This window comes from Niabella digestorum (assembly GCF_036409055.1).
Taxonomy (GTDB): Bacteria; Bacteroidota; Bacteroidia; order Chitinophagales; family Chitinophagaceae; genus Niabella; species Niabella composti.
The window spans coordinates 334380-347839 of sequence record NZ_JAZGLY010000003.1 but is presented as its reverse complement, the minus strand read 5'-3'; the positions used below and the strand labels follow the sequence as shown (position 1 = coordinate 347839).

Sequence of the window (13460 nt, the reverse complement as noted above, 5' to 3'; positions counted from 1 at the left end):
GGCAGCAGTCTATCATCAGTCTTTCTTACCAATAACTACGACACCCACCATCGCGCTTAAAAACAGAATACTGCTGATTTCAAATGGCACAACAAAAGTGGTAAACAATTCTTTACCCAGATTACTGATCAGCCCCACATCTCCACTATTAACTTCTGCTATATTCTTTGAAATTTCAGTATTGCGAAGTGCTGCCACCAATACCAGCAACAAACATCCACCTGATATCACCCCAATAATCTGCAACCACCGGTTTTTGAGAGGTTCGGTGCTCTTGTTTAAATTCATCAGCATGATTACAAACAGAAATAGCACCATGATGGCTCCGGCATACACAATAATGTTTACTATAGCCAGAAACTGCGCATTCAATAAGATATAATGACCCGATATAGCAAAGAAAGTTGCTACCAGCCATAGTACACTGTGCACAGGATTTTTACTAGAAATCACCATAATGGCACTAAACAATGCTGCCACTGTAAGAATCCAGAAAAGTATATGTGTAATGCCCATTGCCCTTAATTATCTTCAGCTTATTATTATTTTTCTCTATTGATAGTTCCCAATGCTTTCTGATAAGCTTCTGGTTCGGTAACAGGATTGGGAATCAACAAATCTTCTTTTTTATAAATAAAACCTTTACGGGTATAATTGGCAGGCGTAACTGTCTGCGAAAGATAAATGGCATCTTTAGGACAGGCTTCTTCACAAAGGCCACAGAAGATGCAGCGCAGCATATTGATTTCGTACTTCGCAGCGTATTTTTCTTCCCTGTACAGATGTTCTTCGCCTTCCTGTCTTTCTGCCGCTTCCATGGTAATGGCTTCTGCAGGGCAGGCTAGGGCACAAAGACCGCAGGCAGTACATCTTTCACGTCCTTCCTCGTCTCTATTCAATATATGAAGCCCACGAAATACCTTGCTGAAAGGCCGCTGTTGTTCAGGGTATTGAATGGTGGCTTTTTTTGAAAAGAAATGTTTTAAAGTAATCGCCATCCCTTTCAGAATGTTCCACAGATACAATCGTTCTACGAAGGTCATGGGACTGCGATCTACCGGTTTGGCTCTATTTGTATATTGAATACTCATTAGTTTTCGAGCAGTGATTTAAAATTTTCGCAAATATAATTTAGTTGATAGTATTATAACCTTTACTTGTTCACTATTTGATGCTTATGTTGAGATATAAGTTACTGCTACTCTTTACTTATTTAACATGAGTACAATCACTGCAGTAACTATCATGTTTATTAGCGCCAATGGCACCAGTCTTTTCCATCCCAAATGCATGAGCTGGTCGAACCTAAAGCGCGGAACGGTCCAGCGTATCCACATAAATACAAACACAAAGAAGAATGCTTTTGCCATCAATACCGCGAAGCTTATAAACGCCAGCAGATTCGGTGAAATATTCCATGATGCTTCATTTACAAATGGAATATCGTAACCACCAAAATAAAGTGTGGACATGATCACAGCACTGATGAACATATTGATGTACTCGGCAAACAGATAGAAGCCTAGCTTCATACTGGAATACTCTTGATGATAACCGAAGTTCAGCTCGCTTTCTGCTTCAGGCAAGTCGAAAGGCGTGCGGTTACATTCTGCAAGTGCACAGATGAAGAAAATCAAAAACCCAAGAGGCTGATAAACAATATTCCAATTACCATCGATCTGGGTTTGTACAATCTGACTCATTTGCAGAGAACCGGCGAGCATCAATACGGCAATGAGCGAAAGGCCCATAGCTAGCTCGTAAGAAATCATCTGCGAAGCTCCGCGAATAGCAGCTAAAAGCGAGAATTTATTGTTAGAAGCCCAGCCTCCAATCATAATACCATACACGCCTAAGCTCACCACACCAAACACATATAGAATGCCGATATTGATATCTGCTACTTGTAAAGGTACCGTTCTGCCACTGATGACAGCAGGTGTACCCCAAGGAATAACGGCACTGGTAAGCAGTGCTGTAACCATAGCCAGTATCGGCCCTAGGATAAACAAAAACTTGGAGGAAGCCAGCGGAATAATTTCTTCTTTAAAGAACAACTTACCACCGTCGGCTAAAGGTTGCAATAATCCAAAGGGACCGGCACGGTTAGGCCCAATACGATCCTGAATAAACGCGGCTACTTTTCTTTCGGCATATGTTGCATACATGGCAACAATCATGGAAAGCGTCACCACAAGTGCAATCAGAATCAGCTTTTCCAATATAAAAATCCAGTCTATTGCGAGTAAGTACATATTGCGTTATAATAATTTGATTTCAGGTTCTGCTTAAGAACTGCTGTCGATTATTTACTATTATTCCTGCTCTTTCTTTCCGTTTCCCAGATGCTTTTGATTAAATACGGCACCTGTGGCCGGTCCGGGAATTTTGCTTAAATCCACTCCGGGTTGGTTTACATCGCTTACCTCGTGAATATCCATCAGCAATTTGGGTTGACGACCAATTACAGCCGGAATAGTTTCTTTGGGTTGTTCTAATCGCTGATAATGATTTACGCCAATAACCGAATGACGTGGCACAGCAGTAGGTCCTTCAATCACCCAATCGCTTACATTCTTCTTTTCAAAGCGACATTCATTACAAATCCAACCAGTTTTTCCGTCGTAGGACTGAATTTCTCCCCACTGATCTTTACGAGCAGTGACACGCAACACTTCATCACCACGTCTCCACAAGGTTACTTTACCACAGCATTTGTCACAATTCCTGTGGGCGTCTACTGGTTTGGTAAACCACACACGGTTTTTGAAACGGAAGGTTTTATCAGTTAATGCACCTACCGGGCAAACATCAATGACGTTTCCAATAAAGTCGTTATCCAACGATTTTTCGATATAGGTAGCAATTTGTGCATGATCGCCACGATCTAGTACGCCATGCTGGCGCTTGTTGGTTACTTGGTCTGCAGTAAACACGCAGCGATAACAAAGTATGCAGCGTGTCATATGCAATTGGATATAGGGCCCTAAGTTATGAGGTTTAAATGTTCGTTTTTTAAACTCGTATCGTGTGCCGGCTTTGCCATGCTCATAACTCAGGTCCTGCAGATGACACTCACCAGCCTGATCGCATATAGGACAATCTAACGGATGGTTCAGCAAAAGAAACTCAACCACACCGGCGCGTGCATTGAGCACCCGATCACTGGTGATATTTTTAACTTCCATGCCATCCATTACGGTAGTGCGACAGCTGGCTACCAATTTGGGCATGGGGCGTGGATCTTTTTCTGAGCCTTTGCTTACTTCAACCAAACAGGTGCGACATTTACCGCCACTTCCCTGAAGCGGTGTATAATAACACATTGCAGGTGGGGTAACATCGCCACCAATCATTCGAGCCGCCTGTAGTATTGTGGTACCCGGATCCACCTCAATAGATATATTATCTATTGTGACTTTAAACTTTTGAGGTGCTTCCTTTTTTATTTCGTCTGCCATGATTTAGTTTCACGCAAAGCTGCTAAGAGCTGTGTTGTTTTTATTGTGTTATAGATTACTTTCTGTTCCAAATCTACAATATCCATTCGTAGGAGCTATACTGCTATCCGCGATTAGGCAGGTATAGGCTGAATGGGATCGGCATAATGAGCCAAGCCAAAGTTTCTTACCTGTGCTTCTTCTGCATGTGTAACATGCCACTCAAATTCGTCGCGGAAATGGCGAATGGCCGCAGCTACCGGCCAAGCTGCCGCATCACCCAGCGGACAAATGGTATTGCCTTCAATTTTGCTCTGGATCTCCCACAGCAAATCGATATCACTCATTTTGCCTTGTCCGTTTTCTAACCTCCATAAAAGTTTTTCCATCCATCCAGTGCCTTCTCGACAGGGAGAACATTGGCCGCAACTTTCGTGACGATAGAAGCGCGCCAGAGTATAAGTGTGTTTTACGATACACTGATCTTCGTCGAATACGATAAAGCCTCCGCTACCCATCATAGAACCTGTCTGAAATCCACCATCGGAAAGACTTTCATAGTTCATCATTCTTTGCTCGCCTTTGGCAGTTTTCAATAATAGATTGGCAGGTAAAATGGGTACCGAGGAACCTCCTGGGATGCAGGCTTTTAATCTTTTACCGTTAGGAATACCACCACAGTATTCATCGCTATAAATAAACTCCTCAACGGAGATGGTCATGTCTATTTCATATACGCCAGGTTTATTGATGTTGCCACAAGCAGAGATCAATTTAGTTCCTGTGGATTTCCCAACACCAATTTTGGCATATTCTTCTCCTCCCAGATTAATAATAGGTACTACAGCGGAAATACTTTCCACATTGTTCACCACGGTAGGGCGATCCCATGCGCCTTTTACGGCCGGGAACGGAGGTTTGATACGCGGGTTACCTCTTTTGCCCTCGAGCGATTCCAGCAAGGCGGTTTCCTCGCCACAGATATAGGCTCCGGCACCTCGTTGTACATGGATGTCACAATCGAAGCCGCTATTTAAAATGTTCTTACCCAGAAAACCATTATTCCTAGCTTCCTGTATGGCCTGCTCGAGAATGTCTACGATCCAAGCATATTCACCACGTATGTATATAAAAGAGGTATTGCTACCCAATGCATAAGATGCTACTATAATTCCTTCGATGAGCAGATGCGGAATGTGCTCCATCAAGTACCGGTCTTTAAAGGTACCTGGCTCACTTTCATCAGCATTAACGATCAGGTGGCGGGGCACACCTTCCGGTTTTGCCAGAAAGCTCCACTTCATACCTGTAGGGAATCCGGCTCCTCCGCGTCCGCGCAAACCTGACTTTTTTACTTCTTCCACTACATCGTCAGGCGACATGGTCTTCAGTACTTTTTCTACACTTCTGTACCCCCCCTCACGCCGATAGGTATCAAAATACCTAATGCCTTCTACATGTACTTTCTCTAATAATAGTTTTCTACCCATTTATTAAAGTCGATAAATATTTTTAATGATCGTTACTGTCTGCAAGTAGTCTGAAAATTATTTCAGACTTATTGAACCGCAGCCTCTTTATTTCTACATTCCTCAATAATGGCATCTACTTTTTCTTTGGTAAGATGCTCTTTATAGTATTTACCCATCTGCATCATTGGGGCATAGCCACAAGCTCCAAGGCATTCAACTGTTTTTAAAGTAAACATGCCATCTGCGGTAGTTTCGCCAGGCTTGATGTTGAGCTTTTGACTAATATATTCGATGATTTCATCACAACCTCTGAGCATGCAGGGACCCGTTTGGCAAACTTCAAATACGTATTTACCCACGGGTTTCAAATTAAACATGGTGTAAAACGTTGCCACCTCATATACTTCAATGGGTTCAATATTCAGCAACGAGGCAACATAGTCCATCGTTTCTGCACTCAGCCATCCAAACTGCTCCTGCGCCAGATGTAAGACCGGAATCAGTGCACTCTTTTGCCTGCCTTCTGGGTATCGGGCGATAATCTTATTTACCTTTTCTAAGTTTTCCTGAGAAAATTGAACCATATTGATTGTATATTAAAGTCAAAATTAAAAATCGCTACTGCATTAGCAGGCAGGTTTTAATTTATCATTTTAGTATTAAGCATCCATTTCACCGGCAATCAAATTCAGCGATGACATTACAATGATGGCATCACTGAGCATACCACCTTTTACCAGCTCTTCATACGCCTGATAGTAAATAAAACAAGGACGTCTGAAATGCAGGCGGTAAGGAGTGCGGCCTCCGTCACTAATAATATAGAATCCTAACTCCCCATTGCAAGCCTCTATGCTGTGATATAACTCGCCTTGCGGCATATTGATTTCTCCCATGATGATTTTGAAGTGCCATATCAAAGCCTCCATTTTAGTATACACATCCTGTTTGGGAGGAAGATAGTATTCCGGAACATCTGCATGATATACGGTGGCTTCTTCGCCTTTCAGTTCATTGAGTTTTTGTAATGCCTGTTCGATAATGCGCATGCTTTGCCACATTTCGGCGTTGCGCACGAGAAAGCGGTCGTAACAGTCACCGGTAGAACCTATAGGGATGTCAAACTCAAATTCTTCATAACTACAATACGGCGATACTACACGTACATCGTAGTCCACGCCGGCCGCCCGCAGGTTAGGGCCGGTGAATCCGTAGTTCAACGCGCGTTCGGCACTGATAGGCCCTGCACCAATCGTACGCTCCATGAAGATGCGGTTACGATTGAACAGGTTTTCAAACTCTTTGAGTACTTTGGGATATTCGTTTAAGAATTTTTCAATTTTTTCGAAAGCCGTATTAGAGAAATCTCTTTCAAAGCCACCGATACGGCCAATATTGGTAGTCAGGCGGGAACCGCAAACCTCTTCATAAATTTCGTAAATCAGCTCTCGGTACTGCATTACATACAGGAATCCGGAGAACGCACCACTGTCCACACCCACGATAGAGTTGCATATCAAATGGTCGGCAATTCGCGCCAACTCCATAATGATGATGCGCAGGTAATCTACGCGTTTAGGCGTTTGAATACCTAACAGCTTTTCGCAGGTAAGATGCCATCCGATATTGTTAAGGGGGGCCGAACAGTAGTTCAACCTGTCGGTAAGCGGGGTGATTTGATATAATGACCTACGCTCTGCAATTTTTTCAAATGCTCTATGAATATATCCTACTGTTTGGGTGGCTGCTACAATTTTTTCACCATCCAATTCCAGAATATTTTGAAATACACCGTGTGTAGCAGGGTGTGTAGGACCTAAGTTAAGGGTAGTGGTTTGTTTTTCGATACTACCCGCCGGCAGATTTATATTTTGATGTATATCTGACATTTCGAAAATGTTGTTCTATTTTAGGGTTACAACTACAATTTTGGCCTCAGCAAAATGCGTCGTACAACTTTATTTACAACGATTATTTTTCATTTTCGACAACTGAATCCTGTAATCTTTTTCCTAGGTCGAAATGATCCGAACCTCCACGCCCGAACATCTCATCGTCCTTATCGATACGCGACTGGTCTTCCAGCGGATATTCTTTTCGCATAGGGAAGTAATCCATTTCGTCTACATTGAGGATTCTCTTAAGATTCGGGTGGCCTATGAAAATGATGCCATAAAAGTCGTATGTTTCGCGCTCCATCCAGTTGGCAGCTTCGTAGATGCCGGTGGCGGTATACACCTCGGGTTTATTGATATCGGCAAAAACCTTAAAGCGCAATCTTACGTTCTCTTTTATATTATGTAGATGGTATACTACTGCGAGTTCGGCGCCTTTCTGATCGGGATAATGAACGCCACAGATGTCGGTAAGAAAATTGAAACCAAGTGTTTCATCTTCTTTAAGGAAGGATAAAATTTTGAGATTAATTTCCTTATCGGCATGAAAGCTTAATAGGCCAAATTGTTCTTCGAATGCGAAAACCTGGTCTCCGAATTTATCAATCAGCTTTTGTTTTATAAACTCGTTTGTTAATGCCATAGCTCAAACCCTGAAACGGGTATTTATATTGTTATAATGCTTCTATATAGGGAAGCATAAGATTATTGTATTCCGTAGCTTTCCAGTAGCCCTTTGTATCTTTCACTGTTTCTTCTACGCAAACTTTCTTTACCTACAAGGTCCTGAACCCGCATCACACCATCCAGAATAGCTTCAGGGCGGGGCGGGCATCCGGGAACGTATACATCCACCGGAATAATTTGGTCTATTCCTTGAAGTACGCTGTATGTGTCGAAAATACCGCCACTACTAGCGCAAGCACCCACGGCAATCACCCAGCGAGGTTCGGCCATCTGGAGGTACACTTGTTTTACTACCGGGGCCATTTTTTTGGCAATGGTTCCCATTACCATCAACAAGTCGCACTGGCGGGGGGAGAAGCCTACACGCTCACTTCCGAACCGTGCCAAATCATATGTTGCGGCCATGGTAGCCATGAACTCGATACCGCAGCAGGAGGTTGCAAACGGTAGCGGCCATAACGAATTTTTTCGGGCAAGTCCTATTACACTGTCAAGCGTTGTGGCAAAGAAGCCCTGTCCCTCATATCCCGGGGGCATTTCAGCCATCATGAGGCTGTCGTTTACGTCAGCCTTTTTGGGTTTTATATTAAAAGATACAGGTCTCATTGAAGTTTGAATTTGAATTTGAACCCTTGCGGATATCAAATCATAAGTTTAAAAATTAGAAACATCAAAATGTCGTTAATCTTCCCATTTAAGAGCGCCTTTCTTGATGATGTAAATGAAGCCGCATAAAAAGAAAGCAACGAACATCAATACTGCATAAAAACCATCCCAGCCCAAAGACTTAAAATTAACAGCGTAGGGGTAGAAGAAAATAACTTCTACATCAAATAAAACGAAGAGAATGGCTGTTAGAAAGTACTTGATGGCCATGGGCTGGCGGGCATCTCCGTGCGAGCGGATACCACTTGCAAAGTTTTCGAGCTTGTCTTGTGTTCTACGTTTAGGACCCAGTAAGTGAGTTACCACGGTAAGGGTAACGATGAGTCCTGCCGCAAAAATCAATTGCAATCCAATCGGCAAAAATGATTGTGCAGTATTTTCAGCAACAACGGTTTTAAGTAAATCAACCATATTTAACACACTAATAAGCAAAAATAAGACAGGTTCCTCAATTAACCTTAATATGGAGCGTAAAATAAATATTATTAAAAAAACAGCCCGCCATATAGCGGGCTATTTTTTATTTGTAGGATTTACTTATAATTTTTTAGCGCTTGGGTCCTGAGCTGGAACTATTGCGTGCAGGAGCGGTAGCTGCTCCGTTTTGGGTAGAATCGGCACCAGTACCAGGTGCTGTGGGAGCTCCTGGTGTACCACCCAATGCTTTAATGTATTGCGCAATTTGTTCTTTTGCAGTAGGATTATCTGCATTGTTGTAAGCTAATTGCAGATATTTCAAAGCACTTTCGTTGTCTTTTTTCACATTAGCGCTGTAAATAGCCAGATCTGCTGCAGTTTTGAAAATTTCGCCACGTTTTGCTGCTACTTCGGTTGTATCATCAGGTGACTGAAGGAATGCTATGTATCTATCTCCATCAGTAACCATTATATTCTGGGCATTAGTAGAGTCGAATATTTTACTGCTTGCATAAGCCAGCATGTAGCCATAGTTCCATTTAGGGAATCTGTTACGTGCCGCATCGAATATTTTCCAAGCTTTCTCGTATTCTCCGGCTTTGTAGAACCCAGTATAACCTGCGTAGAAGTAGTCATTGATGGTGTGCTTGTCTGACGGCTTTATTTCCAGAATTTTTGCATACAATTCACCGGCCAGAGCGCTCTTGCCAGCATCAGCGAACATTTTTGCTCCGTTAGATAGGATCTCTACCTTACCAGCAATACTAGTATCAGCTGCAGCTGCGTCCAGATAAGTTTGTACTACTTCTGCTTCTTTACCTGGAGTTGTAGAGTAAGCTGTTGCTTTTAAGCTATAGTCTTTCGGAACGATGTTGTCCTTAACCTGAGTTTTAAAATAATCTTCTACATAAGGAATTGCAGATGCGGTATCCTTATTTTCAATAAGGCTATAGGCCACTAATTTGTAAACCAGAGGATTGGTTTGTTCTCGGGCTTGCGCAATAATGTTTTTACCGATATTGATAGCCTCACTGTAGTTTTTATTAAAGTAAGCGGCTACACCTTTAAAGTACTCGTTATTAGGACTTGGCGGTAATAAAGACAAAATTTTATCGCCGTAAGGTTTTGCCTTATTCAAATCTCCTGCAGAGAATGCATAATATTCATATAAATCTTCCAATGCAGGAAGGAAAGATGGATTCGCTGCAATAGCTTTTTCCAGAGATTGAATGTAAAGGTCTACGTTATTCTGAGATTTAAAGATTTTAGATTTTCTGTATTCGGCCAAGGCAAAAGAAGGTTCTGTTTCCAATGCTTCTTGATAATAAGTAAAGGCAGCGCTTCCTTCGCCCGGATTGGCTTTAAGAGTAGCATCAGCCAAGTTGGTATAGATGCTGGCGATCAACTTGGGGTCTCTCTTTTTGCCTTTTAAATTCATCACTAGGTTTTTAGCCTCAGTAAGTTTTGCAACGGCAAAATTGATGTCACCCACTCTGTCAATATTATTATAGGCACGGGCGAGGGCAAAGCCTACAGCATTGAGTACCTTTGCTTTTTCTACATCGTCTTTACCTAGTGCATTTAATGCTGCATTGAACTGTTGTTGCGCCTCAGCTCCTTTTTTTTCTGCAATCAGCAACTGACCCTTGGCAGCTAGCAGATAAGGATCTGCAGGCTTGGCGGCTAGTGCTTTGCTGATTACGGCATCTGCCTGTGCATTTTTTCCTAATTCGTAATAAGACTCTGCAAGCCAGTAAGCAGCATCTGCTTTATCGGCATGTTTTTCTAAAATACTCACTGCAGAAGCATAGTTGCCATTGTAATAAGCTTTTACACCATCCTCTACGGACTGTGCATACACTCCGGCATTCACCAATACTCCAAGTGCAAGTAGACGGATTGCTTTCTTCATCATCGTTTTTTTATTGTTTATTTTAAAAGTTTAAAGCGGTTTGTTAATAAACCGTAAATATAATTTTTATTTTAAATAGAATCTTCATTTAATCGAACCGGCCGGAAGATGAAAAATCTTCTTCCCGGCATAAGATAAGCCCTCTTGAAGATCAACTGACCGATTTCTCCTCTTAAAAAACTAGCGAACCCATTTCCTAGGCCCACATGGGTTTCTTTAAGAATATAGGTGAGATCTCGGGTCATCGGATATTTCCGGTCATATAGATTAGCCTGTACTGGTAAGATATATTTTTCGTCGCTATTGTTGCCTTTGAGGTAGGCAATTTTAACTTTTTTTAAGAAACTTCTTTGCTTGCTATCTTCGGGATTGCCTATCCAGCTTACTCCAATAAATCCCACAGCATTAGGTGTTTGAGCTACATAATTGATAACAGAGTCGCTCGTTGATGCTGCTACTGCCGCAGGATTGAGTGTTTCGCCACGCAATACGGAGTCCAGTATATATCGTATAGTACTCGTGGTTTTAATACCATCAAATACCGGAATCAGCGGTCTTGAATAAGTGCCCGTAAGGATACTTTTGATTTCGTTCATGTCGAACAGAGAATCGGGAGACATCGGGTTTACAATTACCGCAATGGCATCACGGGCGATAGGCAACTGATCTACCACTACATTCATAGAATCGGCAAGTGTTGCTTTTTCCGACTCGGTGAGCGCAATGGTAGAGATAACCATTCTGATACTGTCGTTCCAAAGATCTTTTACACAATCTGATTCGGGCTTGTATTGTACATTAATTTTCGTGCCAGGATTATTCGACTCGAAAACTTTTATCTGCTCATCTATAACAGGCTTGAAAGAAATATCAGCGCTAATAGTAATACTACCGCTTGTTGGCGTATCTGTAAAATCTGGTCTCGTGCGTTTGTTAGCTTCACAGGCTGTTAATAATATTAATAAACACCAGCACAGCCAGGGGTATGCTTTTCGCACCTTCACGTTATTTAAAATAATTTTTTTTATAAGCACGGTATATACGCCAACTTCCATATAAAATAACAATTACTCCATATACCTTATCCCAGACGTCTGGTGGATATATTTTATTGAGCCGAAAGTCGAAGGCTCCTCTTGCCAGAAGAAAAACTCCGATAAACACAATTAGCGCTCCCATAATATAGTCCAGTGCAGATCTCATCTTAGATACCTGCCGGTTGCGCTGCTGTTCATAATCTTCGTTTGATTTCAGAGTCATCCTATATATGTGATGCGGCAAGATAAAATTTTTTCTTTTGAGATGCAAAATGTTTGAAAGTTCACACACGAACAATGTATATAGAATGTTAATAATAGTCAACGCAAACAAATCCTACCTTTGAGCTGTATGTATTTTGTTAAAACGCCGCGATGGCTTAAAAAAATATACGGCAATTACATTTGGGATATTAAGGCGGATACTCCTACGCTTTATCTTACTTTTGATGATGGGCCTCATCCCGAAGTCACTTATTTTGTGCTGAATGAATTGGAGAAATACAATGCAAAAGCTACATTCTTCTGCATAGGCAAAAATGTGCTATTATATCCTCACGTGTATAAAGCAATATTAGATAAAGGTCATGCAATAGGCAATCACACACATAATCATTTCAATGGCTGGAAAACGCCTTTGCAAGCTTATATAGATAATGTAGCACAATGTGAGCAGTATGTACAATCATCTTTATTCAGACCTCCCTATGGGCGCATCAAAAACAGTCAGGCCAAATACTTGCGCAATAAGGGTTTCAGCATTATCATGTGGGATGTACTTAGTGGTGATTTTGATACAAGTATTGATGGGAACAAATGTTCGTCGAATGTTATCAATAATGCTGCAAGCGGCTCCATTATTGTGTTTCACGACAGCGAAAAAGCATTTGAAAGACTGAAATATGCATTACCCGCGACTCTCGACTATTTTAGTAGGAAAGGATACAGTTTTAAACCGTTGGATATAATATAATGTTAGATGGTTATTTAATAAAAAAGGGCCTTGGGTAAACACCCTGGCCCGATTTTTAATCCGTACCCTATGAAAACTTGCGATGAAGTTAGTGTTTTTTGTGCATATCTACAAAGAAATATTTTATATTATAGAAAAAATTTAAATAAAGGGGTAATTTTTTGAAAAATGTATATCGATAGTCATTCTCACATTTATTCTAATGAATTTTTTAATGATACATTTGAGATGTTACAAAGGGCAGGGGCGGCAGGTGTGACTACCATATTAATGCCCGCCATCGATTCTGAAACCCATGAAAGAATGTTCGAATTGGAGCAAACTGCTCAGGTGCGTTGCCTGAGCATGATAGGATTACATCCTTGTTCTGTAAAAGAGGATTATGAAAAGGAGCTTAAGATTATTGAACAGCACCTGCAACAGCGGAAGTTTGTTGCTATTGGGGAAACCGGATTAGACTTTTACTGGGATGTTTCCTATAAGGAGCAGCAATACCGAGCCTTGGAAAAACAGATTCAATGGGCGTTGGAGTATCAGTTGCCATTAGTGATACATAGCCGCAATGCTACGCAGGAATGTATAGACATGGTGGCCCAATATGTTCCGGAAGGATTGCGAGGGGTATTTCACTGTTTTGGAGGTTCTATCGAAGAAGCGCAGAAAATTATGAACCTAGGTTTCTTTCTGGGCATTGGAGGGGTGGTTACTTTTAAAAAATCCGGACTGGCGGAGGTGATAAAGAATATTGGTTTGGAATATGTGATTTTGGAGACGGATGCCCCATATCTGGCTCCGGTACCACATCGCGGCAAACGTAATGAACCTGCTTACATACCGCTGATCGCTCAAAAGATTGCCGATGTACTGGAAATGCCTGTGGAAAAAGTGGCTGCAGTCACTACCGAAAATTCAAAAAAATTATTCTCTTTATAGCGAGAGAAGCCCTATTTTTGCAGCCCGT

15 protein-coding genes are annotated in these 13460 nt (G+C 41.7%); 2 read left to right on the top strand and 13 right to left on the bottom strand.

What is annotated here, in order from left to right:
• Positions 1–15: 15 nt before the first annotated feature.
• The 13 genes from V2H41_RS06995 to V2H41_RS06935 form a co-directional block, all read right to left on the bottom strand.
• Positions 16–516 (bottom strand): NADH-quinone oxidoreductase subunit J family protein, encoded by a 501-nt coding sequence (locus tag V2H41_RS06995; protein ID WP_330974422.1) that lies wholly within the window; start codon positions 514–516, stop codon positions 16–18.
• A gap of 26 nt (positions 517–542) precedes the next feature.
• The gene (gene nuoI / locus V2H41_RS06990) at positions 543–1091 is read right to left on the bottom strand and encodes an NADH-quinone oxidoreductase subunit NuoI (RefSeq protein WP_330974421.1); all 549 of its coding nucleotides are present in this window, start codon (positions 1089–1091) and stop codon (positions 543–545) included.
• Positions 1092–1205: 114 nt separating this feature from the next.
• Positions 1206–2255 carry an NADH-quinone oxidoreductase subunit NuoH gene (gene nuoH, locus V2H41_RS06985; protein ID WP_330974420.1) on the bottom strand — a complete coding sequence of 350 codons (1050 nt, stop codon included), beginning with the start codon at positions 2253–2255 and terminating at the stop codon, positions 1206–1208.
• A gap of 60 nt (positions 2256–2315) precedes the next feature.
• Entirely contained in the window at positions 2316–3461 is a 1146-nt protein-coding gene (locus V2H41_RS06980; RefSeq protein WP_330974419.1) for an NADH-quinone oxidoreductase subunit G, read from the bottom strand.
• Between the two features lie 113 nt (positions 3462–3574).
• Complete coding sequence (nuoF, locus tag V2H41_RS06975; RefSeq protein ID WP_330974418.1) at positions 3575–4930, bottom strand: NADH-quinone oxidoreductase subunit NuoF; 1356 nt, start codon at positions 4928–4930, stop codon at positions 3575–3577.
• A gap of 68 nt (positions 4931–4998) precedes the next feature.
• The gene (nuoE, locus tag V2H41_RS06970; RefSeq protein ID WP_330974417.1) at positions 4999–5496 is read right to left on the bottom strand and encodes an NADH-quinone oxidoreductase subunit NuoE; all 498 of its coding nucleotides are present in this window, start codon (positions 5494–5496) and stop codon (positions 4999–5001) included.
• Between the two features lie 75 nt (positions 5497–5571).
• Positions 5572–6801 (bottom strand): NADH-quinone oxidoreductase subunit D, encoded by a 1230-nt coding sequence (locus V2H41_RS06965; RefSeq protein ID WP_330974416.1) that lies wholly within the window; start codon positions 6799–6801, stop codon positions 5572–5574.
• A gap of 82 nt (positions 6802–6883) precedes the next feature.
• Positions 6884–7450 (bottom strand): NADH-quinone oxidoreductase subunit C, encoded by a 567-nt coding sequence (locus V2H41_RS06960; RefSeq protein ID WP_330974415.1) that lies wholly within the window; start codon positions 7448–7450, stop codon positions 6884–6886.
• 62 nt (positions 7451–7512) lie between these two features.
• Entirely contained in the window at positions 7513–8100 is a 588-nt protein-coding gene (locus tag V2H41_RS06955; protein WP_330974414.1) for an NADH-quinone oxidoreductase subunit B, read from the bottom strand.
• A gap of 75 nt (positions 8101–8175) precedes the next feature.
• On the bottom strand, positions 8176–8571 hold the full coding sequence (locus tag V2H41_RS06950; RefSeq protein ID WP_330974413.1) for an NADH-quinone oxidoreductase subunit A: 396 nt from the start codon (positions 8569–8571) through the stop codon (positions 8176–8178).
• Between the two features lie 136 nt (positions 8572–8707).
• Positions 8708–10492 carry a tetratricopeptide repeat protein gene (locus tag V2H41_RS06945; RefSeq protein ID WP_330974412.1) on the bottom strand — a complete coding sequence of 595 codons (1785 nt, stop codon included), beginning with the start codon at positions 10490–10492 and terminating at the stop codon, positions 8708–8710.
• A gap of 68 nt (positions 10493–10560) precedes the next feature.
• Positions 10561–11487, bottom strand: coding sequence for a PstS family phosphate ABC transporter substrate-binding protein (locus V2H41_RS06940; RefSeq protein ID WP_330974411.1), 927 nt, complete (start codon positions 11485–11487; stop codon positions 10561–10563).
• A gap of 7 nt (positions 11488–11494) precedes the next feature.
• Positions 11495–11749, bottom strand: a complete 255-nt coding sequence (locus V2H41_RS06935) for a hypothetical protein (protein ID WP_330974410.1) — start codon at positions 11747–11749, stop codon at positions 11495–11497.
• A gap of 129 nt (positions 11750–11878) precedes the next feature.
• Here V2H41_RS06935 and V2H41_RS06930 point away from each other — a divergent pair, with 129 nt between their 5' ends.
• Positions 11879–12499 (top strand): polysaccharide deacetylase family protein, encoded by a 621-nt coding sequence (locus V2H41_RS06930; RefSeq protein ID WP_330974409.1) that lies wholly within the window; start codon positions 11879–11881, stop codon positions 12497–12499.
• 168 nt (positions 12500–12667) lie between these two features.
• Positions 12668–13432: a TatD family hydrolase gene (locus tag V2H41_RS06925; RefSeq protein ID WP_330974408.1), complete on the top strand. Its 765-nt coding sequence runs from the start codon at positions 12668–12670 to the stop codon at positions 13430–13432.
• Positions 13433–13460: the final 28 nt, after the last annotated feature.